The organism is Citrobacter sp. W9, from assembly GCF_026719375.1.
GTDB lineage: Bacteria > Pseudomonadota > Gammaproteobacteria > Enterobacterales > Enterobacteriaceae > Citrobacter > Citrobacter werkmanii.
Window position 1 is genome coordinate 134,323 of sequence record NZ_JAPPTE010000011.1, and the last position, 23,558, is coordinate 157,880.

At 52.4% G+C, this 23,558-nt stretch carries 24 protein-coding genes; 6 read left to right on the forward strand and 18 right to left on the reverse strand.

The window, feature by feature from the left end:
• The first annotated feature begins 380 nt into the window (after window positions 1-380).
• Window positions 381-1,283: an endonuclease/exonuclease/phosphatase family protein gene (locus OOJ59_RS16525; protein WP_160956244.1), complete on the forward strand. Its 903-nt coding sequence runs from the start codon at window positions 381-383 to the stop codon at window positions 1,281-1,283.
• A 68-nt stretch (window positions 1,284-1,351) separates the two neighbouring features.
• Here the strand turns inward: OOJ59_RS16525 and maeA are convergent, their stop codons facing one another.
• Window positions 1,352-3,049 (reverse strand): malate dehydrogenase, encoded by a 1,698-nt coding sequence (maeA, locus tag OOJ59_RS16530; RefSeq protein ID WP_087856604.1) that lies wholly within the window; start codon window positions 3,047-3,049, stop codon window positions 1,352-1,354.
• A gap of 179 nt (window positions 3,050-3,228) precedes the next feature.
• Complete coding sequence (sra, locus tag OOJ59_RS16535) at window positions 3,229-3,369, reverse strand: stationary-phase-induced ribosome-associated protein (protein WP_038640628.1); 141 nt, start codon at window positions 3,367-3,369, stop codon at window positions 3,229-3,231.
• A gap of 228 nt (window positions 3,370-3,597) precedes the next feature.
• On the opposite strand from sra, the gene OOJ59_RS16540 reads away from it, so the two are divergent.
• Window positions 3,598-4,029 carry an OsmC family protein gene (locus tag OOJ59_RS16540; RefSeq protein ID WP_085048199.1) on the forward strand — a complete coding sequence of 144 codons (432 nt, stop codon included), beginning with the start codon at window positions 3,598-3,600 and terminating at the stop codon, window positions 4,027-4,029.
• Window positions 4,030-4,076: 47 nt separating this feature from the next.
• Here the strand turns inward: OOJ59_RS16540 and OOJ59_RS16545 are convergent, their stop codons facing one another.
• The 6 genes from OOJ59_RS16545 to OOJ59_RS16570 are packed head-to-tail and all read right to left on the reverse strand — an operon-like array spanning window position 4,077 to window position 9,788.
• Entirely contained in the window at window positions 4,077-4,847 is a 771-nt protein-coding gene (locus tag OOJ59_RS16545; RefSeq protein ID WP_085048200.1) for a 3-hydroxybutyrate dehydrogenase, read from the reverse strand.
• A gap of 11 nt (window positions 4,848-4,858) precedes the next feature.
• On the reverse strand, window positions 4,859-6,253 hold the full coding sequence (locus OOJ59_RS16550; protein ID WP_199951110.1) for a GntP family permease: 1,395 nt from the start codon (window positions 6,251-6,253) through the stop codon (window positions 4,859-4,861).
• A gap of 42 nt (window positions 6,254-6,295) precedes the next feature.
• Window positions 6,296-7,219 carry a 3-hydroxyacyl-CoA dehydrogenase family protein gene (locus tag OOJ59_RS16555; protein WP_137347284.1) on the reverse strand — a complete coding sequence of 308 codons (924 nt, stop codon included), beginning with the start codon at window positions 7,217-7,219 and terminating at the stop codon, window positions 6,296-6,298.
• Entirely contained in the window at window positions 7,209-8,411 is a 1,203-nt protein-coding gene (locus OOJ59_RS16560; protein ID WP_110498064.1) for an acetyl-CoA C-acetyltransferase, read from the reverse strand. The genes OOJ59_RS16555 and OOJ59_RS16560 overlap by 11 nt, the downstream gene beginning before the upstream one ends.
• Window positions 8,412-8,421: 10 nt before the next feature.
• Window positions 8,422-9,078 (reverse strand): CoA transferase subunit B, encoded by a 657-nt coding sequence (locus OOJ59_RS16565; protein ID WP_038640615.1) that lies wholly within the window; start codon window positions 9,076-9,078, stop codon window positions 8,422-8,424.
• Window positions 9,079-9,080: 2 nt separating this feature from the next.
• The gene (locus tag OOJ59_RS16570) at window positions 9,081-9,788 is read right to left on the reverse strand and encodes a CoA transferase subunit A (protein ID WP_032939731.1); all 708 of its coding nucleotides are present in this window, start codon (window positions 9,786-9,788) and stop codon (window positions 9,081-9,083) included.
• A 142-nt stretch (window positions 9,789-9,930) separates the two neighbouring features.
• Between OOJ59_RS16570 and OOJ59_RS16575 the strand changes: the two genes are divergently transcribed.
• On the forward strand, window positions 9,931-10,821 hold the full coding sequence (locus OOJ59_RS16575; RefSeq protein WP_038640611.1) for a LysR family transcriptional regulator: 891 nt from the start codon (window positions 9,931-9,933) through the stop codon (window positions 10,819-10,821).
• A gap of 13 nt (window positions 10,822-10,834) precedes the next feature.
• On the opposite strand, the gene OOJ59_RS16580 is transcribed toward OOJ59_RS16575, so the two are convergent.
• The 7 genes from OOJ59_RS16580 to OOJ59_RS16610 are packed head-to-tail and all read right to left on the reverse strand — an operon-like array spanning window position 10,835 to window position 17,758.
• Window positions 10,835-11,776 (reverse strand): ABC transporter ATP-binding protein, encoded by a 942-nt coding sequence (locus tag OOJ59_RS16580; protein ID WP_085048204.1) that lies wholly within the window; start codon window positions 11,774-11,776, stop codon window positions 10,835-10,837.
• Complete coding sequence (locus OOJ59_RS16585; RefSeq protein ID WP_038640607.1) at window positions 11,769-12,755, reverse strand: ABC transporter ATP-binding protein; 987 nt, start codon at window positions 12,753-12,755, stop codon at window positions 11,769-11,771. Before OOJ59_RS16585 ends, OOJ59_RS16580 begins: the two co-directional genes overlap by 8 nt.
• Entirely contained in the window at window positions 12,752-13,648 is an 897-nt protein-coding gene (gene ddpC / locus OOJ59_RS16590; RefSeq protein ID WP_137347282.1) for a D,D-dipeptide ABC transporter permease, read from the reverse strand. The genes OOJ59_RS16585 and ddpC overlap by 4 nt, the downstream gene beginning before the upstream one ends.
• Window positions 13,645-14,667 carry an ABC transporter permease gene (locus OOJ59_RS16595; protein ID WP_038640603.1) on the reverse strand — a complete coding sequence of 341 codons (1,023 nt, stop codon included), beginning with the start codon at window positions 14,665-14,667 and terminating at the stop codon, window positions 13,645-13,647. Before OOJ59_RS16595 ends, ddpC begins: the two co-directional genes overlap by 4 nt.
• A gap of 44 nt (window positions 14,668-14,711) precedes the next feature.
• Window positions 14,712-16,274, reverse strand: a complete 1,563-nt coding sequence (locus OOJ59_RS16600; protein ID WP_137347281.1) for an ABC transporter substrate-binding protein — start codon at window positions 16,272-16,274, stop codon at window positions 14,712-14,714.
• Window positions 16,275-16,289: 15 nt separating this feature from the next.
• Window positions 16,290-16,877: a D-alanyl-D-alanine dipeptidase gene (gene ddpX / locus OOJ59_RS16605; protein WP_160956243.1), complete on the reverse strand. Its 588-nt coding sequence runs from the start codon at window positions 16,875-16,877 to the stop codon at window positions 16,290-16,292.
• A 14-nt stretch (window positions 16,878-16,891) separates the two neighbouring features.
• Window positions 16,892-17,758 carry a MurR/RpiR family transcriptional regulator gene (locus tag OOJ59_RS16610; RefSeq protein ID WP_038640598.1) on the reverse strand — a complete coding sequence of 289 codons (867 nt, stop codon included), beginning with the start codon at window positions 17,756-17,758 and terminating at the stop codon, window positions 16,892-16,894.
• Window positions 17,759-18,173: 415 nt separating this feature from the next.
• On the opposite strand from OOJ59_RS16610, the gene hdeB reads away from it, so the two are divergent.
• On the forward strand, window positions 18,174-18,503 hold the full coding sequence (gene hdeB / locus OOJ59_RS16615; RefSeq protein ID WP_032939734.1) for an acid-activated periplasmic chaperone HdeB: 330 nt from the start codon (window positions 18,174-18,176) through the stop codon (window positions 18,501-18,503).
• 155 nt (window positions 18,504-18,658) lie between these two features.
• Window positions 18,659-20,602 (forward strand): methyl-accepting chemotaxis protein, encoded by a 1,944-nt coding sequence (locus OOJ59_RS16620; RefSeq protein WP_137347279.1) that lies wholly within the window; start codon window positions 18,659-18,661, stop codon window positions 20,600-20,602.
• A 45-nt stretch (window positions 20,603-20,647) separates the two neighbouring features.
• Here OOJ59_RS16620 and OOJ59_RS16625 read toward each other — a convergent pair whose 3' ends face one another.
• Genes OOJ59_RS16625 through OOJ59_RS16635 form a run of 3 tightly spaced genes read right to left on the reverse strand, consistent with a single transcriptional unit; the run spans window position 20,648 to window position 22,571 of the window.
• Window positions 20,648-21,787 carry an HlyD family secretion protein gene (locus OOJ59_RS16625; RefSeq protein WP_085048210.1) on the reverse strand — a complete coding sequence of 380 codons (1,140 nt, stop codon included), beginning with the start codon at window positions 21,785-21,787 and terminating at the stop codon, window positions 20,648-20,650.
• Window positions 21,788-21,789: 2 nt separating this feature from the next.
• Window positions 21,790-22,131 (reverse strand): DUF3302 domain-containing protein, encoded by a 342-nt coding sequence (locus tag OOJ59_RS16630; RefSeq protein WP_160956242.1) that lies wholly within the window; start codon window positions 22,129-22,131, stop codon window positions 21,790-21,792.
• A 41-nt stretch (window positions 22,132-22,172) separates the two neighbouring features.
• Window positions 22,173-22,571, reverse strand: a complete 399-nt coding sequence (locus tag OOJ59_RS16635) for an ion channel (RefSeq protein WP_085048211.1) — start codon at window positions 22,569-22,571, stop codon at window positions 22,173-22,175.
• A 210-nt stretch (window positions 22,572-22,781) separates the two neighbouring features.
• Between OOJ59_RS16635 and OOJ59_RS16640 the strand changes: the two genes are divergently transcribed.
• Complete coding sequence (locus OOJ59_RS16640; protein WP_110498069.1) at window positions 22,782-23,420, forward strand: helix-turn-helix domain-containing protein; 639 nt, start codon at window positions 22,782-22,784, stop codon at window positions 23,418-23,420.
• Window positions 23,421-23,558 lie beyond the last annotated feature (138 nt).

A 23,558-nucleotide genomic window follows, 5' to 3' on the forward strand; every position in this document is an offset into this window, starting at 1 on the left:
GTCAAACATCGCTGACGATAACCCGGTAAGCCCGAGAGAAGGGGATTGAGAAGTTAGCTTCGCTCAAGCAGAAGTTATCGCAGCACGATACCGATAACGCTTGAGCACTGGCGATCGCCAAAAGCATGTGAAACGATAAAACGTTCACAGTACAGCATAAGTATCCTCCTTTTGTTTTTCAGAATGTTAATCGGTGATGAAAGTGTAAGCGCAACATACGCGGTAGCGCAAGCTTTGAACGCCCAGCAGATCACAAGACAAATAAATCAGGCAAAAGTTAATTTTCGTCGCGTCGAAAGCTTGAGTTAAGGATCACAATAACGATCGCTGTTCTCCGGTACGCTGTCGCTCACTATTTTATTATTTGGAGAATAGATGACATGAAAAAAACAATGACATTGACGATGATTGCGCTGGGATGTTTATTTTCAAATGCACAAGCAAGTGAAAAACTCGCTGGTAATGAGATACTTAAAGTGCAAAAGGGTGGTATTCCTGACAAAATTTACACGCAGAATAACCCGCATTTAAAGATTGCCACCTATAACATTGGTAAAAATGAAGCATCTGCTGATGTGGCGGATTTTACGGCACTTAATTCAGCTATTAAAAGAATAGATGCAGATATTATAGCAGTGCCAGAGGTTGATAATAAAACAGGGCGCAGTCAAAAGATCGATCAACTCAAAAAAATCGCTGATGCCAATAAACTGTATTACGCCTTTGGTAAAGCACTCGATTTTGATGGCGGTGAGTACGGGTTAGGACTGCTTTCCAAATATAAAATATTGCACACGCAGGTGGTAAAATTACCGTCGGGTAATGCTGAACAACGCGTGGCGTTACTGGCGCAGGTTGACGTGCCTGGGTTTGATTCTGCCCCCATCATTATGGTGACCCATCTCGACTGGCAAAAAGATCCTACCATGCGTACGGAACAAGCCCGCTATCTTTTAGATATCAGCATTGGCGACGCGACATCAGATTTCCCGGATATCGCCTCCTCAATTAAAATCCTTGCAGGGGACTTTAATTCGACCCGGGACGAGCAGCCGCTGAAAGAAATACGTTACTTTTTCAACGAAGTGACGAAAGAAGGGGTTGATACCCGCAGTTGGCCAGCCGTTAACCCTGCGATCGATATAGACCATATTTTCACGTTTAAAGGGCAGAAGTGGAACGTCAAAAATCTGGAAATTCCACATAACTCACCCGAATTTACGTGGTCTACGGCGAGCGATCACCTGCCGGTTATCGCTGAGCTGGAACTTTCAGAACAGTAATCTACATACTGTATTTCGTTCATCGAACGCTTAAAATTGCCCGGCAGACTCTGCTGCCGGGCAAACCGTCAAATAGAAGTTCGACGGTAGTCGCGATATTCCGCCTGCCAGAAATTATCGTCAATCGCCTGTTGCAGCGCTTCGGCGGACGTTTTCACAGCCACGCCTTGCTGCTGGGCCATTTTACCCACGGCAAAAGCAATCGCACGGGAAACTGTCTGAATGTCTTTCAGTTCCGGTAACACCAGTCCTTCGCCGTTCAGCACCAGCGGTGAATACTGCGCCAGTGTTTCACTGGCCGACATCAGCATTTCATCGGTAATGCGCGATGCGCCGGAAGCAATAACACCCAGCCCGATACCCGGGAAAATATAGGCGTTGTTACACTGGGCAATCGGGAAGACTTTTTCCTTCCACACTACCGGCGCAAACGGGCTACCGGTCGCAACCAGCGCGTTACCTTCGGTCCAGGCGATAATATCCTGTGGCGTAGCTTCCACGCGTGAAGTTGGGTTAGACAGCGGCATGACGATGGGGCGCGGACAATGCTTGTGCATTTCGCGGATGATCTCTTCGGTAAACAGGCCGGTCTGTCCGGAAACACCAATCAGGATATCCGGCTTAACGTTACGCACCACGTCGAGTAACGACAGCACATCCTCTTGCGTATCCCAGTGCTGCAGATTTTCGCGTTTTTGCACCAGCTTGGTCTGGAAGGAGAGCAGGTTCGGCATTTTGTCGGTTAACAGGCCGAAGCGATCGACCATAAACACGCGCTGACGCGCCGCTTCCTCGCTTAAACCTTCACGCTGGATTTGCGCGATGATCTGCTCGGCAATCCCGCAACCAGCGGAGCCCGCTCCCAGGAACACGATATTCTGTTCACTTAACTGGCTACCCGCCGCGCGGCTGGCGGCAATGAGCGTACCAACGGTAACCGCTGCCGTGCCCTGAATATCGTCGTTAAACGAGCAAATTTCATCGCGATAGCGGTTCAGCAACGGCATCGCATTTTTCTGCGCGAAGTCTTCGAATTGCAGCAGCACGTCCGGCCAACGATGCTTCACAGCCTGGATGAATTCATCGACAAATTCGTAGTATTCATCATCAGTGATACGCGGATTACGCCAGCCCATATACAGCGGATCGTTCAGCAGTTGCTGGTTGTTGGTACCGACGTCCAGGACGACCGGCAGGGTGTAGGCCGGACTAATTCCGCCACACGCGGTATACAGCGACAGCTTACCGATCGGAATACCCATCCCGCCGATCCCCTGGTCGCCAAGGCCCAGAATACGTTCACCGTCGGTGACGACGATGACTTTGATATTGTGGTTAGGTACGTTCTGCAGGATATCGTCCATATTGTGGCGGTTCTGATAAGAGATAAACACACCGCGCGCGCGACGGTAGATCTCAGAGAAACGCTCACAGGCAGCACCTACCGTTGGGGTATAGATAACCGGCATCATCTCATCAAGGTGATTATGCACCAGTCGGTAAAACAGGGTTTCGTTGGTGTCCTGAATGTTACGCAGGTAAATATGCTTGTCGATTTCGGTTTTGAATCCCTGATATTGGATCCAGGCGCGTTCAGCCTGTTCTTCAATCGTCTCGACCACTTCCGGCAGTAACCCCAGCAGGTTGAAGTTACGGCGTTCTTCCACACTGAAAGCGCTCCCTTTATTCAGTAAAGGGAATTCCAGCAGTACCGGGCCAGCGTAGGGGATGTAAAGGGAACGCAGTTTTTTAGTTTCGTTTTCCATGTCACTCACTCTTTTTTGAATAACCGTCCCTGGCGTTCTTTATGATCGTATGTGGCCTGTCCGCCAGGGAAACGGGCGAAGTATAAAGCATTGTGAATGGGGTATGGGGTTTTATAAGCAAAAACACCACTGCGGTTGCAATGGTGTTTATCTCGTTATTCAGTCAGACCTGCGAAAGACTATTTGCCGTCAGCGCGGCGTTTTCTTCCGGTAGGATTGTTGACCACACTGGTTTTGTCACCTTCGGTCACGACTTTACGTTGGTTTGAGATTTTGTGGTCTAGTCCAAGAATATGACGGGCCTGACGGTTCGATTTCATTCTAACTCCTTAATCCTGTTTCTGGTTTCAAGGGCGAGCCCGTATAACAACGGACGAAATACAACCTGATAGAAAGCCGATGTTTAAAATAACGGCTTTCAGGATGGTCGGTCATTTTGTCTGAAAGGTCAATGCTTAAGCGGTAAATGCAGAACTATCCCGGATGGATCATGCATTTTCTCAGGCGTCCTATACTTGTAACTTCAACGACAACACAGGAGAACGGTAATGACTATCCATAAGAAGGGTCAGGCACACTGGGAAGGCGACATTAAACGCGGTAAAGGTACCGTCTCGACCGAAAGTGGCGTGCTGAATCAGCAACCGTATGGGTTTAATACGCGGTTCGAAGGGGTAAAAGGCACCAATCCTGAAGAGTTGATTGGCGCGGCCCATGCCGCCTGCTTCTCAATGGCGCTTTCGTTAATGCTGGGCGATGCGGGCTTTACGCCAGACGCCATTGATACCACTGCCGATGTTTCTCTGGATAAGGTGGATGCGGGATTTGCGATAACCAAAGTAGCGCTGCACAGTGAGGTAAGCGTTCCGGGGATAGACGCCGCCACGTTTGACGGCATCATCCAGAAAGCGAAGGCCGGCTGCCCAGTTTCGCAGGTACTGAACGCGGAAATTACACTGGATTATCAGCTGAAGTCTTAATCGTGGCGTGCCGGATGCGACTACGTCTTATCCGGCACCCGATGATGTTATTGCGCCACCCAGCCGCCATCCATATTCCACGCAACGCCTCGTACCTGCGCCGCACCGTCTGAACATAAAAACAACGCGAGTTCCCCTAACTGCTCCGGCGTGACGAATTCGCGCGACGGTTGCTTTTCCGCCAGCAGGGCGTCACGTGCGACGTCAGGCGCAGCACCTTCGGCAATACGTTTATCAATCTGCTGCTGGACCAACGGTGTGAGCACCCAACCGGGACATAGCGCATTGCAGGTGATGCCGGTCTGCGCGGTTTCCAGCGCAATGGTCTTGGTTAATCCCACCACGCCGTGCTTGGCTGCCACGTACGCGGATTTCTCTTTAGAAGCCACCAGGCCGTGAACCGAGGCGATATTAATGATGCGTCCCCAGTTCCGTGCGCGCATGCCTGGCAGCGCCAGTCGCGTAGTGTGAAAAACGGATGAGAGGTTAATAGCAATAATTGCGTTCCATTTTTCAACCGGGAAGGTTTCTACCGGAGACACATGCTGGATCCCGGCGTTGTTGACCAGGATATCCACACCGCCAAATTCGCTTGCGGCATAGCGCATCATGTCAGCAATTTGCGCTTCATCACTCAGGTCCGCGCCGTGGTAGCCTGGCGTTTTGCCATACTGCGCCACGGCGTCTTTGGCGGCTTCGACATCACCAAACCCGTTGAGGATCAACGAAGCGCCCGCTTGTGCCAGCACCTGAGCGATGCCTAATCCAATACCGCTGGTCGAGCCGGTAACCAGGGCGGTTTTTCCCGTTAAGTTCATGATGATTCTCCTTAAACAATTCCGGTGGTGTAGAAGACGCCGATAACAAACAGCACGGCCAGGCTTTTGATCACGGTGATGGCGAAAATCCCGCCGTACGCCTGACGATGGCTGAGGCCGGTAATAGCCAGCAGGGTAATGACCGCGCCGTTGTGCGGCAGGGTATCCATGCCGCCGCTGGCCATTGACGCCACGCGGTGGAAGACTTCGAGTGGAATATTGGCGGCATGGGCAGCGGCAATAAAAGTGTCAGACATGGCGGCGAGGGCAATACTCATCCCGCCAGACGCCGAGCCGGTGATCCCGGCCAGCGTGGTGATGCTGATGGCTTCGTTAAGAAGCGGGTCGGGGATCGCCGCCAGCGCTTTTGACAACACAAGGAAACCCGGCAGGGCAGCGATCACCGCACCAAAACCATACTCCGACGCGGTGTTCATGGCCGCGAGGATCGCGCCGCCAACCGCCGTTCTGCTGCCTTCCGCCAGGCGACCTTTAATGTTGCGATAGCCGAACAGCACCACCAGCAGGATCCCTGAAATCAGCGCCGCTTCCACCGCCCAGATAGCGGTAATTTTACCGACTTCGGTGGTAATCGGTTTGGCAAGGCCTGGCAGTTCCAGTTGATGTGTTGCGCCATACCACTGTGGGATCCAGCGGGTAAACAGCAGGTTAAATACCCCAACCAGAATCAGCGGAGAGATAGCGATTATCGGGTTCGGCAGGTTAATGTTATCCGGCGTTTCCGGCTCGTTTAACAGTTCAGTGCCATAGCCTTCATTCTTTGCCTGCGCTTTACGACGCTGACGTTCGAGATAAACCAGACCGACGAAAATAATAAACAGCGAGCCTATCAGCCCCAGCCACGGCGCGGCCCAGGCGTTAGTCCCAAAGAAGCTGGTCGGAATAATATTCTGGATCTGCGGCGTGCCCGGCAAGGCGTCCATCGTGAAGGAAAACGCGCCCAGCGCAACGGTGGCCGGGATCAGGCGCTTAGGGATATTACTCTGGCGGAACAGCTCCGCCGCAAAGGGATACACCGCAAACGCCACGACGAACAGCGATACCCCGCCGTAGGTTAACAGCGCGCACACCAGCACGATCACCGGGATGGCGTGACGCCGCCCGAGAATATTGATGGCGGCGGCAACAATAGAGCGGGAAAAACCAGACAACTCGATTAACTTGCCAAACACCGCACCCAGCAAAAATACCGGGAAGTAAAGCTTCACAAAACCGACCATTTTTTCCATAAACAGGCCGGTGAAGGCAGGGCCGACGGCGCTGGGTTCGGTAAGCAATACAGCACCTAATGCCGCGATGGGGGCAAACAGGATGACGCTGTATCCGCGATAGGCTGCAAGCATCAGCAGGCCCAGCGCTGCCAGGGCGATTAATACACTCATCATGACTCCTCAATATCATTGTTATAGTGGGTACAGAAAGAGAAGTTACGGTTTCAGGGCAAAGCGCAGCTGGTGCTCTCTGCGTTGCTGGATGTACTCCTTGCGCGAATCATCCCAGCGATAAAATCCCTGGCCGCTGCGCAAACCAGTATCACCGTTGGCAACCTTGTCAGCGACCAGCGACATCATGTCGCTACCGGTGGCGAGCGTGGGTAACAGATGCTGACAAATGTCCTGTACCGTAGAAAGACCCGTCATATCAGCCGCCTCCAGCGGGCCAACCATGGCATAGCGTCGTCCGAGCGAGGCACGCATTACCTGATCCACTACCTCCGCGCTGGCGATACCGCTTTTAACGATATGCAACGCTTCACGCAGCAGGGCGAATTGCAGACGGTTGCCGACAAACCCTGGCGCGGCGCGATCGAGTACGACCGCTTCCAGCTGCATCGACAGCAGTAGTTGTTGTAATTCATGGAGATATTCCGCCTTCGTTGCTGTCCCCGGCACAATTTCAACCAGCGGAATAAAGTGCGGCGGGTTCCAGAAATGGGCAATCAGCAACCGCTCAGGATAGGCAAGCTTTTCTGCCAGGGCATCGGGTGGCAGTCCGCTGGTATTACTGGCGATCACCGCCTCCGGTGCGATCAGCTCTTCCAGTTGCGCATACAACGCATGTTTAAGTTCGAGGCGTTCCGGGATGGCTTCAATCAGCAATCCGCACGCGGCAATATCCTGTAGCGACGTCGTACCGTGTAGACGGTTCATAACCGATGCTTTTTCGCTTAGAGCAAATTGTTCAGTAGCAATAAGCTCATCCACAATACCGCTGGCAATATGGCTAATTTCCGCAATTCGGCTGCTATCGGTGTCGTACAACCAGATATCGTGACCAAAGCGGGCAAAGTGGGTGGCGATGCCGACGCCCATTAAACCCGCGCCCAGTACGCAAATTTGCTTATTTTTCATGAGATCCCCCCGGACGCTCTACTGCCAGCGCGACACCCTGACCGCCGCCTACGCACAGTGTGGCCAACCCTTTGGCGGCGTTGCTGCGGGCCATTTCATGCAGCAGAGTCACCAGAATCCGGCACCCGGAGGCACCAATCGGATGACCCAGCGCGATCGCGCCGCCATTGACGTTAACTTTGCTGCTATCCCAGTTCAGTGATTCGCCAACCGCCAGCGCTTGTGCGGCAAACGCTTCGTTGGCTTCAATGAGATCAACATCGTTCAGCGCCCAGCCTGCCCGTTGCAGACACTGAAGTGACGCATCTACCGGCCCAATACCCATAATGGCCGGATCGACGCCGGAGACCGCGTAGCCCGCAACCCGTCCCAGAACCGGCAAATTGAGTTCTGCGGCTTTGGCGGCGCTCATTAGCATCACCGCCGCGGCGCCATCATTGATTGAAGAAGCATTCCCGGCGGTCACCGTGCCGTTTCCAGGCCGAAACGCTGGCTTCAGCTGCGCCAGCTTATCAGCCTGAGTATCCGGGCGCGGTTGTTCGTCACGGTCCACTACACGCGGCGGTTTTTTCCCCTGCGGAACGCTGACCGGGGTAATCTCCGCACTAAAACGACCGGCTTCAATCGCGGCAGCTGCTTTTTGCTGGGAGTGCAGAGCAAATGCGTCCTGTTGCTCACGACTGATAGCGAACTTATCCGCCAGATTCTCCGCGGTAATGCCCATGTGATAGTCGTTGAAGGCGTCCCATAAACCGTCATGCACTACGCTGTCTTTCAGGCTGGCATGACCCAGGCGCAGACCGGCCCGCGCGCCGTCGAGGAAATAGGGCGCATTGCTCATGCTCTCCTGCCCACCGGCAATCACAATTTGCGCATCACCGCAGCGAATCGCCTGTACCGCCTGATGCACCGCCTTCAGGCCCGAGCCGCACACCAGATTAATGGTTAGCGCTGGCGTAGTGACCGGTAAGCCCGCGCGTAACGCCGTCTGTCTGGCCGGATTTTGACCACTGCCCGTCGTGAGCACCTGACCCAAAATCACTTCATCAATTTGCTCAGGCGCCACGGCCGTTTTTTCCAGCAGGGAACGGATAACCACCGAACCGAGTTCAACCGCCGAAAGCGGCGCCAGCGCGCCATGAAAACTGCCAATCGGGGTGCGCGTTGCCGCGACAATAACAACATCCTGCATGGTCAGCTCCTCAGTTAAATTGCATCTCGGGGACATTTTCAGGAACGATCAGCTTGCCGGCGGTTCTGGCGACGATGTCATCCACGCTGATACCCGGGGCGCGTTCACGCAGAATGAACGCCCCGTCGGCAATCTCCAGCAGCGCCAGATCGGTAAGTACGCGTTTGATGCAGGCCACGCCGGTCAGCGGCAGGGTGCAGGCGGGAAGCAATTTTGACTCACCGTTTTTGGAAGCATGGGTCATCACCACGATGATGTTGTCAGCTCCGGCCACCAGGTCCATTGCGCCGCCCATGCCTTTCACCATTTTTCCGGGGATCATCCACGAGGCGATATTGCCGTTAACATCGACTTCAAACGCGCCGAGCACCGTCAGGTCAACGTGGCCGCCGCGGATCATCGCGAAGGATTGCGCCGAGTCGAAAATCGCTGCGCCTTTGCGCGCCGTCACGGTCTGTTTTCCGGCGTTGATCATGTCTGCATCAATTTCGTCTTCTGTGGGAAACGGCCCCATACCCAGCAAACCGTTTTCCGATTGCAGCATCACGTCCATACCATCGGGGATGTAGTTCGCTACCAGAGTGGGAATACCAATCCCAAGATTGACGTAATAACCGTCGCGCAGCTCACGGGCGACACGCATTGCCATTTGTTCACGCGTTAACATGGTCAGGCTCCTTTCTGGCGCAGGGTGCGTTGTTCAATACGTTTTTCAAATTGCCCCTGAATAATGCGGTTAACAAAAATTCCGGGAGTATGAATCGCAGCGGGATCCAACTCGCCAGGGGGGACAATCTCTTCAACTTCCACCACGGTAATGCGCCCGGCAGCGGCCATCAGCGGATTAAAATTCTGTGCGGTATGGCGATAGATAACATTGCCGTACCAGTCGGCTTTCCAGCCTTTGACCAGCGCAAAGTCCCCGGTTATGGCCTGCTCTAAAATGTACGGACGTCCGGCAAACTCGCGCACCTCTTTTCCTTCGGCCACGGGGGTCCCGTATCCGGTCGCGGTGAAGAAAGCGGGGATCCCCGCGCCGCCAGCGCGCAACTGCTCCGCCAGCGTGCCTTGCGGCGTCAGGATGGCTTCCAGTTCGCCGCTAAGCACCTGCTTTTCAAACAGCGCGTTTTCACCCACATAGGATGCAACCACTTTGCGCACCTGACGCGTTTCCAGCAGTACGCCGAGGCCAAAACCGTCCACGCCGCAGTTGTTTGACACCACGGTAAGACCCTGAACCTCCCGACGACGTACTTCGGCAATCAGATTTTCAGGGATGCCACATAAGCCAAAACCGCCCGCCAGCAGCGTCATGTTGTCGGTCAGTCCTTCCAGCGCCTCTTGATACGTGGCGACCCGTTTATCCAGTCCAGCCATATACTTGCCCCTCCTGTTGTCCTTGCCGACATCATTGAGGGAGAAAAATGATTTGTTAATTTTAAATTTGTGACTCACTCATTGGGTTTTTTTATCAATTTAATGTTAATTAAAGGTATTCAACAGGTTAAAGGAATGCGAAATGGGAATGAGCATCAAACAGTTACGCGCGTTTTTAGCGGTAGCTCACACTCTGAATTTTGCTCATGCCAGTGAAAGACTGAATATGTCGCAACCCGCATTAAGTCTGGCGATTAAAGGACTGGAGGATTCGTTAGGTGGGGCTTTACTGTTGAGAACCACCCGCAAGGTGACCCTGACGCAGGAAGGGGAAACGTTGCTGAACATGGGGCGACAGTTGCTCGCGGACTGGGAGAACACGGAAGAGGCAATGCGCCAGCGATTCACGCTGCAACGCGGTAAAATCTCTATTGCCGCCATGCCTTCATTTGCTGCTAACGTCCTGCCGTCAGTACTGAAGACGTTTCGTGATTCCTATTCCGGTATCAACGTAACGGTTCACGATGTGATCAACGAACAAGTCATTGAGATGGTGAGTGAAGGGCGGGTGGAGATGGGCATTGCCTTCGAACCGGACTATTCCGGGCATCTGCATTTCACCCCGCTTGGTGTGGATCGTTTTATCGCGATTGTCCCGCCAACATGCCGACTGGCAGGGCGGGATCGTATTGCGTGGCGTGAACTGCTGACGCTGGATTTCATCACTCTGCAACGACCTTCCGCTGTGCGTCTGATGCTGGAAGAACAGTTGGTGCAAAGCGGGCATTCGCTGGAGGTGGCGCTGGAGAGCCATCAACTGGTGACCATTGGCCGGCTGGTGGCTAAGGGCCTGGGCGGCAGCGCGGTACCCGCGCTGTGCCGTACGCAAATGACTGAATTAGGCGCAACCTGTATCGATCTGGACACGCCAGTGATCCAGCGTCGGATCGGCGTTCTGCGTTCGGCACATCATAAGTTATCTACCGCCTCAGAAGTGCTGGTGGATACCCTGAAAAAGGCGTATTGCGCCTGATTTTCCGCCGCGTTCAGCTCACGTTAACCGCCCGCCAGCAGCGAACCTCACATCCTGATTCGCTGGACAGCAAGATCTGTTTATTCTCACAGCCACGGATCGCCAACGGACATCTGTCACGAAAAAAACAGCCCTCAGGCAGCGTTCGGTTCCCCGGTAGTTCGGTTTTCCGTAATACTAAATCCTCCGCCAGCGGTGCTCCCGTTTTAGGGACGGAGTCGAGTAATAATCGCGTGTAGGGATGGGCAGGATGAGTAAGAACCTGCTGCGTTTCTCCCAGTTCAACAATTTGCCCAAGGTACATCACCGCCACGCGATCGCTCATATGGCGAACCACCGACACGTTATGCGATATCAGCACATAGGTCAGATTTCTGCGTGCCTGCAATGACACCAGCAGGTTAAGAATTTGCGCCTGCACGGAGATATCCAGCGCCGAAGTGGGTTCATCCAGTACAATCACGTCCGGCTCTGACGACAACGCCCGGGCAATGGCAATACGCTGACGCTGCCCGCCGGAGAACGCATGCGGCAGACGGTCGAGATATTCAGGGCGGATCCCTACCTGTTGCGCCAAATCTTCGGCAAGAATGCGGCGTTCACGCTCGGAGCTTCGCTTCTGGATCCACACCGGTTCGGTGATAATTCGCCACACCGGTAAGCGCGGATCAAGCGATGAAAGCGGGTCCTGAAAGACCATCTGCATACCATTGTGCTGCTTGTCATCGCGGCGAGAGTAGTTTCCCTGACTGGGTTGCAGCATCCCCATCAGCAGTTGCGCCAGCGTACTTTTTCCGCAGCCGGATTCACCGACAATCCCCAGCGTTTCTCCCTGTCGAATCTGTAAATCCAGACCGTTGAGCGCATGCACCCGTTCGGTAACCTTGCCGAGCCAGTTTTTACGCGCGGGAAAGCTGACATGAACATCCTGCAGGGCCAGTAAAAATTCAGACATGTGTTGTCTCCAGTTGCGGATACCAGCAGGCCGATTGTTGATCCGCGCCTCCCTGACTGCTTAATGCCGGCGTCTCGTCACAGCGAGGGCCAGCCGCAAAACAGCGCTCACGAAATGCGCATCCGCTCGGTAAGCGGGTTAAATTCGGTACGGTGCCGGGAATGGCAGGCAGCAATGCGCGCGGTTCGCCGTGTTCCGGCGCACATTTCAGCAAGCCGATGGAATAGGGATGCGTGGGATGCTGAATAACGGTTGGTGTTGGACCACTCTCAATCACGCTTCCGGCATACATGACATATAACCGGTCGCACAATTGTGACACCACCGCCATATCATGGCTGATAAATAGTACGGCTGTCCCGCTGGCGCGCGCTTTTAGCTTCAATAAACGCAGCACCTGCAGCTGTACCGTGACGTCGAGCGCGGTGGTCGGTTCATCGGCAATGATCAGTTCCGGCTCGCAGGAAAAGGCCAGCGCAATCATCACCCGCTGGCGCATACCGCCGGAAAGTTCAAACGGGAAACGTTTCATCACTTCCGCCGCGTCCGGAATTTGCATCTCTTCCAGCAAAGCGATGGCTTTCTGGCGAGCATCCGTGCGGCTTAGCGCCTGGTGATGGCGGATAACTTCCACCATCTGCTGGCCGATACGTCGCGTGGGATTAAGCGCGGTCATGGGCTCCTGAAAGATCATCGCAACGCGTGCGCCGCGCCATTGACGCATTTGCTTTTCGCTGGCGTTGAGCACATCTTCACCCAGTAGCGAAACGCGTCCCTGGTGAATATGATAGCTGCCCTCCGGCAGCAGCCGCATGGTAAGCATCGCCGTCACGGACTTGCCGGAACCGGATTCACCGACCACGCCGACAATTTCTCCGCGGTTGATATGCAGCGAAACATGGTTCAGCGCATGCACGTCAGCTTTATAGCCGGGGAAACTCAGATGCAAATCCTCAATTTCCAGTACGGGTTGTGTCATGACTGTTTTCCTCCGGCTTTCGGATCCAGCAGGTCGCGAATACCATCGCCAAAAAGATTAAAGCCCACGGCGGTAATCAGAATTGCGGCGCCGGGAAAAGCGCAATACCACCACTGATCAAGCACGTAGTTGCGGCCTATCGCCACCATCGCTCCCCATTCCGCGCTGGGCTGCTGTGCGCCCAGACCAATAAACCCGAGCGTGGCGGCCATCAGGATCGCGCTGCCGATATCCAGCGACGCCTGCACAATCAGCGGCGGTAAAGAGTTACGTAAAATGTGCCAGCTAATCAGGTGCCAGCGAGAAGCGCCGTAGGTCCGCGCAGCCTGGACATAGGTAAACTGACGCACCACTAACGTTTGACCGCGGGCGAGGCGCACATAAAAAGGAATACGTACGATGGCAATCGCCAGCATGGCGTTAAACAGGCTGGGTCCCAGCGCAGCGGCCAGCGCCATTGTCAGTACCAGCGAAGGGATGGACAGCATGACGTCCATTATTCGCATGATAATTGCATCGGCGCGTCCCCCCATGACACCAGACAGACAACCCAGCAGCGAACCCAATCCGCCGGCAATTCCCACCACCACCAGACCAGCGACGACCGACTGCTGGCTTCCGACCAGAACACGGCTGAACAGATCGCGGCCCACTTCATCGGTACCAAACCAATGGGCCGCGGACGGTGGCAGCAGGCGCGCACTTAAATTGATGGCATTAGGATCGTAAGGCGTAATCCACGGAGACAGCACCATCAGCAACAGTATCAGTACAATGATGACCCCGCCTATCAACGTCAGCGGGCTGCTTTTCATCATCCACAACAATTTCGCCCAGTCCGTACGACGACGAACAGTCTGTGGGGCGGTCGGCGTTTCTTGAGTGAGCATCATTCAGCACCTCCGCGTCCAATACGTGGGTCAATCCACAGGTAGAGTAAATCAACCGCCAGGTTGACCAGCACATAAGCGAAAGAGACCACTACGGCAAATCCCATCACCGCCGGGAAGTCGAGCGCCTGAATCGACGTTACCACCCAGGCGCCCATTCCCGGCCAGGCGAAGACCGTTTCGGTCAGTACCGCACCGTAGAGCAGATCGCCCAATGCCAGGCCGAGCACGGTTATTGATGGAATAAGCGCATTCGGCAACGCGTAACACAGCACGATGTACCAGCCCGGCAGTCCGCTGGCGCGCGCGGTACGAATGTAATCTTCACTCAGTTGCTCCAGCATGGCGGAGCGAATCTGGCGGGCAACGATCCCTAAGTGCACAAAAGCCAGCGTCAGTGACGGCAGGATCAGGTGCTGGAGCGCATTGAAAAAGACTTCGCCATTGCCTTCCAGCAGGGCATCAATCAGGTAGAATCCGGTGACATGAGCCGGTGGATCCAGCCAGTCGTCTAACCGTCCACCACCGGGCAAAATTTGCAGATGACCGTAAAACAGCACGATAACCCCCAGCCCCAGCCAGAATGCAGGCGTGGAGATGCCGGTAATCGCCATCAGGCGAACGAGGTGATCAAGCCAACGGTTGCGCCAGACTGCAGATAAAATACCTAACGGAATACCGATCACCAGCGCCAGCAACAAAGAGCAGAAAGCCAGCTCCAGGGTGGCGGGAAAGAAGATACGCAGTTCATCCAGTACCGGGCGTCCGGTGCGAATAGAGGTGCCTAAGTCGCCCTGAAAGATATCGCTCACATAGCGAAAGAACTGCACATACAGCGGCTGGTTCAGCCCCAGCTGTTGACGAATATTTTCGACAATTTCATCGCTGGCGCGATCGCCCGCCAGCAACCGTGCGGGGTCGCCTGGGATCAGGTGCGAAATAATAAAGGTGATCACGCAAACACCGATAACCACCAGAATAAGTCCCCAGCATCGCTGGCGTAAAATGCTCCAGAACGTCATTAGCTTCCCCTTGCGGAGCCTGAGTGGCTCCGCATCAACGTGGCTTATTTACTCATGGTGGAGATATTGAAGACCTGTTCCAGCATGGGGTTAAATACAAATCCTTTGACGTCTTTGTTCATCGCCAGTTGATAGTTTTTCTGGAATAAATAGACGTAGGCCGCTTCATCAATCACGATGGTTTGCGCCTGCTGGTAATCATTGGTTCTGGCAACCGGATCGGTGGTGGCTAATGCGCTACGCAGCAGCTTATCGACCTCACTTTTTTCATAGAATGAACGGTTACCCGGCAGACCTTTTTTATCTGACTCAAACCAGTAGTTCATGAACATGTACGGGTCGGCGAAATCCGGGCTCCAGTTGCCGATAGCAATGTCGTAATCCCCTTTACCCACGCGGTCACGCATGGTGGCATTCGCCAGTTTTTCCAGCTTCACCTTAATACCCAGTTTGTTGAGACTGGCCTGGGTAGAGAGGGCAATCGGCTCCCAGTTAGGGTCATTATCTGAATACAAGAAACTCAGGCTCTCGGGTTTGTTCGCGACCTTGTCCCATGCGGCTTTCGCTTTGGCTTCATCAAAACTGTACTGCATAGCCTTGTCATCAAAACCCCACATACCTTCAGGGATCGGACCGCGCATCTGTTTACCATTGCCACTGAGGATCCCATTCACCATGCCTTTATAATCGGTGGCCCATGAGATGGCGCGGCGTAAATCCACCTGATTGAGCGGCGCTTTACTGTTGTTCAGATACAGATAGGTCACGCGCAGCGAGGGATAATCCACTACGTTAACTTTGCCTTCCTGTTTTAAAGCGGCCAACTGGTCGACTGGAAGCGCGTCGGCAATGTCGATATCGCCACGCGACAACTGCAGGCGACGGGAGGCGCTTTCACCAATGATTTTTACCGAAACCCGCTTAAACGTTGGTTTGGCCCCGGAATAATGCGGGTTTGGCACCAGTACCAGTTGTTGTCCTTTTTGCCAGCTTTTCAGCATGAAAGGACCGGAGCCTGCCGTGTTCTGCGCCAGGAATCCGCGGGCATCGTCTGCGGCATGCTCTTTTAAGATTGCCGGGTTGATAATTGAGGCCCCGTCATTTGCCAGCGTATACAGGAATGGCGCGAACGGCTGGCTGAGGGTAAATTTCACCGTATTGTCATCAATGGCCTCAACCTTCAGATCTTTCGGGAATGCTTCAGCGGGTCCCTGGCCAATTTTGAGCAGGCGCTCAAAGGATTGTTTTACTGCATCTGCCGTCACCGGCGTACCGTCGGCGAATTTGGCATCGTTTTTCAGGGTGAACGTCCACTCTTTCTGATCGTCAGAGGCTTTCCAGCCGCTGGCTAAATCACCTTCAACTTCCGTTGAGCCTTTACCGCCTTCGGTTTTGTACTGAACCAAACGCTGATAAGAGGGATAGGTGACCGTCCAGTCGTTGTTATCGATTGTCACGGCGGGGTCGAGCGTCTGCGGGTCGGCGGCTTTACCGATGACCAACATATCTTTCGGCACGGCGGCCTGCGCGGCAGGGAGGGCAAATGCCAGCGCAATGGCGATCAGAGCGGGGCGAAAAAACGCATTTAACGCAGGTGTAGTCTTCATAACCAGGCTCCAGAATTAAAAAGGATGTTGTGTTGTTATGGGGGGAACAGGGAAACAGGCTATCTGGTCGTCAAGCAGTGGATAACGCGCGGCATCAGGTAATTCAAAATGCCACCACTCGCTGTTAATGCCGACAAAACCGCCACCGAACATAATGGCGTTGAGTAACAACCGGTTACGCTGCGCGGCTGGTGGAACAGAAGGGTGCCAGGCATGAGAACGGTCGTGCATCTCATCAAAATCAGCGCCCATATCAAGAACATTGCCACGATCGTCCATCAGCGTAACGTCGATGGCCGTCCCACGGCTGTGATTGGATCCAATCGCCACATCGACGACGTACTGGGGATCCGGGCACGCATTCCACAGCACCGCCTGCGCCTGCTGGGGGCGATACGCGTCATAGATTACAAGCTTCAGGCCCGCCAGCTGCGCGATACTGATGCTTTTAGCCAGCGCGGTTACCGCCTCGCGGTGTAACAGGCAGCGCGCTTCCCGGTAGATAGGCGCGCCGGTAATGTTGTCGGCCGTGGCGTATTTGAGATCGATATGCAGTGACGGGAATATCACCGACAGATCGACCAGTTCTGGGGTTTCTGACATAGCACATTTCCTGTTTATTGTTCGAATTGACCAAACTGTTGTTGTAACTGGCGATTGGTTTGCAGGCGTCCTGCGAGGGAATCACCAAGTTGCTCCACCACCGCAGAGAGTAATAAGTTGAACAGACAGCTCACGGGAGCCAGAGAATCCCAGAAATGTCCGGTGTCAGTTTTTACCTGGAGTAAATCAAGGGCATAATCTCTGGCCCACGGACACCACACATCGGTGATCAGCGCCAGTGGAATATGGCGTTCTGTCGCGACACGGCAATATTGTCGGGAGATAGCGGAGTAGGCGCGCATGTCGGTGATCACCACGTATGGCTGGTTAAATCCCGAATTCAGCGACTCGACCCAACTGCCGGAAAGCCCTTCGGAGTAGCTGACTTTAGGCCGCAGGTATTCAAGATGACTAAAAAAGGCGTTGGCAATCCCACGTGTAGATTGGATCCCGAGGATGTAAACCGCTTCCGCATGCGCCAGCTGCTGCGCAATGCGTAAAAATGTTTCGCTTTGCGCGAGTTGATAGACATGGGTAATGGCGTCGATTTCCAGTAACAGCGACTGCTGCGCACGATCCGGCAGGCTTTGCTGCTGGTGCCAGGAATCCAGCCGTTCGTTCATTCCCCAGGGCTGATAGGGGACGACGGGCAGCTCACGCAGGCTGGCTTTTGCATCCTCCAGATTGCGAAAGCCCAGCTTACGCAGATAGCGTCCTACGGTAATGCCGCTGGTTCCTGCTGCTTTAGCGATGCCATCCGCGGTTTCAAAAGGGATCTGTACACCGTGGGCTAACAGCCATCCGGCTACGCGCTTTTCGCTCGGCGTAAGCTGGCTGAAGGTCTGTTCTATGCGGGTAAATAATTCAGGTTTCGCTGTCATTACCTTCTCGCTGTCATTACCTTCTCGCTGTTAGTTGTCTGTCAGATGACGGCTCACTGTTAGTGAATTAACAATGCAGGACGCGTGCCAGGTCGCTAACAGCGATACGCTGGCTGTTTTTGTTAAAACACAAACCATATTCATTAACCAATGATCAACATTTGTGCAGCGTAGTTCAGTTTTGGTGCAGCGACAGGAGAGCGGGGTATGAATCTGCTGATTTCGTCGGAACGATCACATTGTCGGCAACATTCCCCCTCAAACATCAGAATCGGTAATGGGAAATATCAATTTCAGCCAAATCAATAATGGCAATCTTTATTCTTATAACGGTAGGGGTATTATTTTTGCGAACTACATTAACGGTTTGAAGCGCGAGTGTAGATATTATCTATATTATAAATGGAGTACTACAATGAATAAATTCTCCCTTTCTACAGCAGGTATTCTGGTCGCAGCGCTGTTAACCAGTGTTAGCGTCAATGCAGCCACTGATAGCGCGAAAACTGAAGTGACGCCGAAAGGCATGAGCTGCCAGGAATTCATTGATCTGAACCCGCAGACCATGGCTCCGGTGGCTTTCTGGGTGCTTAATGAAGACGAAGATTTCAAAGGTGGTGATTACGTCGACTATAACGAAACCGTCACAACCGCAGTACCTCTGACCGTAGAACTTTGTAAAAAACATCCGCAGAGCGAATTAAGTAAAATAAAAGACGAAATCAAAAAAGAATTATCAAAATAAAATTAAAGCGTTATTAAAACCCGGCCAAAGTGCTGGGTTTTGCTATTTGTGACGCCGTCACTTATTTATTTTGCAATACTTAAGGAAACTTTATAAAGATAAAAACGCCGGTGCCGATACTGGGTAAAAGTTAGCCTTTTGCAGAAGGAGTTTGTATGGCCTGGTATCCTACTCGTATTTCAACGCGTTTAACCATTGGCGGCATTCTGCTGCTTGCAGTCACTACACTTGTTATTGTTGCGATTATGCTCTGGCGAGGGCAGCCGCGCGTCGTTGAAATCAATACCGCCCTGATCGAAGAAACGGGGCAAGGTTTAACCCGCCAGTTAAGTACCGTGTTGTCGCGAATTGAAGGTGAGACCGTCGGTTTGTCGCGACTGGCCGAAGTGCTGCCCAACGATGAATCGCTATATCAAAGCGTTGTTCCACATTTGATAGGTGAAGATAAAGAATCGATCATTACCGGCGGCGGCATTTGGCCAGAACCAGACGCCTTCACCGCAGGCGTAGAAAAACGCAGCTTTTTCTGGGCGCGTAACGCTGAAGGAAAGCTGATGTACTCCAACGACTATAACGTCGAAGGATCAAGCGGATACCACAATGAAAGCTGGTATCAGCATGCCAAGGGACATTCACAAAACAGCTGCTTATGGTCTGATGTTTACCAGGATACCAGTTCCGGGGTCAACATGGTAACCTGCAGCGTTCCTTATCAACTGGCCGGTAAGTTTGCCGGCGTCGCCACTACCGATATTCGTCTCGATAACGTTGCCACCTTTATGCAACAGCAGGGAAACAGCACCGGCGGTTACGCGTTCGTGGTGGATAAACAGGGACAAATTCTCTATTTCCCGCAGGCAGACCTGACAAAACACAAAACCATTAACGATCTGGCGCAAAGCGCGCAATGGCTTATCCCGGTGGAAAACGGTCTTAAATCTTTACGTCCGGCAGATGGGGTGAAGACGATTACGCTTGCCAACGACAATGTGTTGAATACGCCGACCCGGGTAATGCTATTCCCGATGGCGGATACCGGCTGGGTCGTGGGGCTGGTGACGCCTGAATCACGCATCGTCGGTCTCGCCAAAGTGATGATGCAGGACGTGCTGGAAGTGTTGATCCCAATTATGACGCTATTGCTGGTGGGATCCTGGCTGGTGGTTCGCCGACTGATTTCGCGTCTCGATGATACCCGCCAGGCGCTCGATGATATTGCGCAGGGCGAAGGCGATCTTACCCGTCGCCTGGATGTGCGCGGCAAAGATGAGATTTCGGCTATCGCCGAGGCGTTTAATCTGTTCGTCGATAAAATCTCAGCCATTCTGATCACCGTCAGAAGCAGTAGCGTGGTGGTGGCGAATAATGCCGTCAGCCTGGCAGACAGCAATATGGAACTTTCATCTCGCGTCACGCAGCAGGCCGCTGCGCTGGAAGAGAGTTCGGCGGCGATGGAACAGTTAAATGCGACCGTTCATCAAAATGCCAGTAATACGCAACTGGCGGATGAGCTATCCGATAGCACCGCGCAAACGGCCAACCGCTGTGGCGATGTTATGCAGGGCGTGATCTCAACAATGGATAACGTCAGCGCGTCATCCGGCAGAATGGTGGAAATTGTCGCGGTGATTGACAGCATTGCGTTCCAGACCAATATTCTGGCCCTGAACGCCGCCGTTGAAGCCGCCAGAGCGGGCGATGCGGGTAGAGGGTTCGCCGTTGTCGCCTCTGAAGTACGTACGCTGGCCCAGCGTAGCGCCACCGCCGCGCAGGAAATTAAAGCATTAATTGATGAATCCGTATCTCATGTTGGTAGCGGAAGTCAGCAAATTCACAATGCAGGCGAACGGCTGGGAGAACTGGTCAATAACGTACGGCAGGTGCGTCAGTTGATGGGGGAAATACGCGTTGCAGGCGAAGAACAGCGTAAAGGCGTTTCCGAAGTCACGCTGGCCGTTACCGAAATGGACAGCACCGTTCAGCAGAATGCCTCGTTAATTGATGATGCCGCAGCACGTACCCAGGCCCTGAAAGAGGAGGCGGAACAACTGGCGTTGCTGGTCTCCTCATTTAGATTACCAGAACCTGCTACCGCCTGAGCGTCGAGTGAGGTCCGGGCGCAACCATTGCACCCGGACAGTCGATTAATGATCAAGGTACAGGTAGTGCATCCAACTGGTCATGCGCAAGAGTATTTTCCGTAGCAATGATAATGCTTCAAAATGCTGAGCTGAATAGACGGCAACCTGAGCGGCAACACCGTCTGGGAGTTGCTGTTCAGCCTGATTATTATCAACTTCGATACTGACCAGCACTTTGTTGCTGCCCGGTGTGACGTTTAAGGATTGCAATGTTCCCTGGGCATAATAAGCCCCGGTCGGGATCACGGGGGCAACACTGACGACTTTTCCCTGTACTACTTGTCCCGGCAAGCCATTGAAGACAATCTCAGCTTCATCACCCACATTGAGACGTAAGATCGAGTTTTGACGAAACGCCGCAACAATTTGGTTTTTGTGCGCAGGAATAAACACCATAACTGGCTTAAAAGGCAGTCTCGACGCATAGGTTCCCGGACGAACCAGTAATTGGCTGACATAACCGTCGCTGGGGGCGCGAACAATAGTTTGCTCATAATTAAATCGAGCCTCATCAATTTGAGCTTGCAGACTGGCGATCTGCGAGTTTTGTCCATGAATGGTGCTGTCGAGTTCTTTCTGAATACTGTTCAGTTCAGCATTGGCGGCGTTCATCGCCGCGTCCTGAGCCAGATAATCCTGGCGCGCTGTATCAATATCATTGGCAGTAAATGGGTTCACTTTTGCCTGACTGCCTTTCTGGTAGCGCTGATAGTTTTTGTAATATTTATCACGTTCAGCCCTGGCCTGTTCTAGCTGCAGTCGCGCGCTATTGCGTTTCTCCTCAAGGGCCAGAACGTCATGTTTTGCCGTAACAATGTCTGCTTCAAGCTTTTCCAGTTTAGCTTTATAACGGGCAGGATCGATTTTAAACAGGACATCTCCTTTTTTTATTGGTGTGTTAATTTTATCCGTTACTTCTGAAACCACCCCGGTAACTTGCGGAACAACGGGAATGCCCACAACCAATTTTTGTGCATCTTCTGTATAGGGATGATTATAATTCATGGTAAGGATCAGCGCCCCAAGCATGACCACGCCCCCCAATACCGCTGAGGGTAATGTCCACTTATTCAACGGAACCTTAAATACTTTAAAAATGACGTAAACGATAGCGGCGTAGGTTAATGTTAATAATATTTCCACGATTAATTTACCTTTGGATCCTGCGGGCTGTATGCGCTATTAGTTTGTTTATGTGTTTTTTCCAGTATCGCAATCCGCGCGCTTAGCTCAGCGATATTATGTCCTGAGGTATTGCCATGCCAGCCATGCTTATCACTGTATAATGTTGCCCAAATCCAGAGAAATGGCCAAATCGCATGTAATGTAAATAAACTGACCCAACCCGCGACATGTATGGCATCGAGGTGAGGGTGGTTGCGTTTCTTAGCGATCTCGTACGGGATGTCGTGCAAGATTAATACGCCATAAAAAATAATTAAGAACACCAGGATGAGTATTGCTAATGATAAATAATTGAGCAACATAGTAACTCCAACAGAATTTATAACTTAATTAGAGGGTATCTCTAACGTTGTTTTTCGCCGGATTCGAGCACCACTACTGCTACCAGTAAAGCGACCGACCAACCAGTTAGCAGTGCGCCTGTCATGCCTTCAAGTGAACCGGAGATCTCCCAGAATCGTGGTAACAGCAAATCGCCATAACCGACGGTGGCAAAACTTGTAATTGAAAAATAAAGCGAGTCGTAAAATGAACTAAAGCAATGATGAATATAATAAAATGTTGCATAAACGCCACATTCCAATAAATGAGCAAGTAGTAATAAAGAGCATAATAATCCTGCTCTCGGCTTTCTCAATGTTGCACATTGCAGGCGTCTGGTTACCCATCGCGTCAAAATATAATGAACCCCCACACATAACCCAGTAATAAATAGCGACCACAAGATATTTTTAATTAACATTGAAAAAGCCCACAAGAACCATTTTGTTCATTGATATTATCACTGTGTTTTTTTGACAAAAAGTATTAATGTATTGCAAGTATAAAATCAGACTTTCTTGTAAGGCTAATGTTAATAATCAAATCCAAAAATGGACTTTTCAGGTTTGATTTTTCCTCTATTACCGATAATCATTAATAAGATTATTTAGTGAATTAGACTGAGCCTTCTATGACCAGCAATACTGAACAAACCGGTAGCAGCGAAGAACTCCTTGCGACTAATATAACCAAACTTTTCAACGCATTACTGCCACTTTCTGAAGCCCAGTCGCTATATCGTAGCGGTTCTTTTATTATGGACTCTCAGGGTGAGAATGGGATCTGGTTGTTGACCGAAGGTAGAATAGTCATTCGCCGGCGCACTGATGGGCTCATCCTGGCCAGTCAGCAGGCGCCAATGATGCTGGGAATGGCCGAGTTCTTTCTTCCCACTGGGCATAACTTTTATGATATCGAAGCAGTCAGCCCATGTACTACTCATGTAGTGAAGAAAACGGATTTCATGACTATCGTTAATCGCGATCGACTCTGGGAATCTGTGGCAATAGTTGAAGCGTATATTATTCAGGTAATGAGCCAGCGCGACCGCCTGATCACCAGTCGAACCGCAACTGATATGGTTTGGGGACATCTTGAACTTTTACAGCAAGAGCCGGATGACGTCAGAAAAAGAATCCCGGCGGTACAGTATATCAGGGAGCGAACCGGGCTTTCCCGCAGCACCATTATGGATACGCTTGCCAGGTTAAAACGACAGGGGGCGATCCAGTTGCATCGCGGGCATTTAATCTGCATTTCGGCAGATTAACCACCGCATCCGTCCATGATTTAAATATAGTATGATGGGTCTTATGACGGATTTATGACGTTAAATCCATCAAAACATATGTTATCTGCTTTGTATCAACCTCACTTTAACTCTATAATATTGTGTGTAAACTGGCAT

Excerpts from the sequence above, each read along its gene's own strand:
- OOJ59_RS16575 (WP_038640611.1), top strand. The coding sequence starts at position 9,931 with ATGGGAATGAGCATCAAACAGTTACGCGCGTTTTTAGCGGTAGCTCAC.
- OOJ59_RS16640 (WP_110498069.1), top strand. The coding sequence starts at position 22,782 with ATGACCAGCAATACTGAACAAACCGGTAGCAGCGAAGAACTCCTTGCG.
- hdeB (WP_032939734.1), top strand. The coding sequence starts at position 18,174 with ATGAATAAATTCTCCCTTTCTACAGCAGGTATTCTGGTCGCAGCGCTG.
- sra (WP_038640628.1), bottom strand. The coding sequence starts at position 3,369 with ATGAAATCGAACCGTCAGGCCCGTCATATTCTTGGACTAGACCACAAA.
- ddpC (WP_137347282.1), bottom strand. The coding sequence starts at position 13,648 with ATGATGCTCACTCAAGAAACGCCGACCGCCCCACAGACTGTTCGTCGT.
- OOJ59_RS16600 (WP_137347281.1), bottom strand. The coding sequence starts at position 16,274 with ATGAAGACTACACCTGCGTTAAATGCGTTTTTTCGCCCCGCTCTGATC.
- maeA (WP_087856604.1), bottom strand. The coding sequence starts at position 3,049 with ATGGAAAACGAAACTAAAAAACTGCGTTCCCTTTACATCCCCTACGCT.
- OOJ59_RS16555 (WP_137347284.1), bottom strand. The coding sequence starts at position 7,219 with ATGAAAAATAAGCAAATTTGCGTACTGGGCGCGGGTTTAATGGGCGTC.
- OOJ59_RS16565 (WP_038640615.1), bottom strand. The coding sequence starts at position 9,078 with ATGTTAACGCGTGAACAAATGGCAATGCGTGTCGCCCGTGAGCTGCGC.
- OOJ59_RS16525 (WP_160956244.1), top strand. The coding sequence starts at position 381 with ATGAAAAAAACAATGACATTGACGATGATTGCGCTGGGATGTTTATTT.
- OOJ59_RS16620 (WP_137347279.1), top strand. The coding sequence starts at position 18,659 with ATGGCCTGGTATCCTACTCGTATTTCAACGCGTTTAACCATTGGCGGC.
- OOJ59_RS16595 (WP_038640603.1), bottom strand. The coding sequence starts at position 14,667 with ATGACGTTCTGGAGCATTTTACGCCAGCGATGCTGGGGACTTATTCTG.
- OOJ59_RS16570 (WP_032939731.1), bottom strand. The coding sequence starts at position 9,788 with ATGGCTGGACTGGATAAACGGGTCGCCACGTATCAAGAGGCGCTGGAA.
- OOJ59_RS16550 (WP_199951110.1), bottom strand. The coding sequence starts at position 6,253 with ATGATGAGTGTATTAATCGCCCTGGCAGCGCTGGGCCTGCTGATGCTT.
- OOJ59_RS16560 (WP_110498064.1), bottom strand. The coding sequence starts at position 8,411 with ATGCAGGATGTTGTTATTGTCGCGGCAACGCGCACCCCGATTGGCAGT.
- OOJ59_RS16635 (WP_085048211.1), bottom strand. The coding sequence starts at position 22,571 with ATGTTAATTAAAAATATCTTGTGGTCGCTATTTATTACTGGGTTATGT.
- OOJ59_RS16610 (WP_038640598.1), bottom strand. The coding sequence starts at position 17,758 with ATGACAGCGAAACCTGAATTATTTACCCGCATAGAACAGACCTTCAGC.
- OOJ59_RS16540 (WP_085048199.1), top strand. The coding sequence starts at position 3,598 with ATGACTATCCATAAGAAGGGTCAGGCACACTGGGAAGGCGACATTAAA.
- OOJ59_RS16585 (WP_038640607.1), bottom strand. The coding sequence starts at position 12,755 with ATGACACAACCCGTACTGGAAATTGAGGATTTGCATCTGAGTTTCCCC.
- OOJ59_RS16580 (WP_085048204.1), bottom strand. The coding sequence starts at position 11,776 with ATGTCTGAATTTTTACTGGCCCTGCAGGATGTTCATGTCAGCTTTCCC.
- OOJ59_RS16630 (WP_160956242.1), bottom strand. The coding sequence starts at position 22,131 with ATGTTGCTCAATTATTTATCATTAGCAATACTCATCCTGGTGTTCTTA.
- ddpX (WP_160956243.1), bottom strand. The coding sequence starts at position 16,877 with ATGTCAGAAACCCCAGAACTGGTCGATCTGTCGGTGATATTCCCGTCA.
- OOJ59_RS16545 (WP_085048200.1), bottom strand. The coding sequence starts at position 4,847 with ATGAACTTAACGGGAAAAACCGCCCTGGTTACCGGCTCGACCAGCGGT.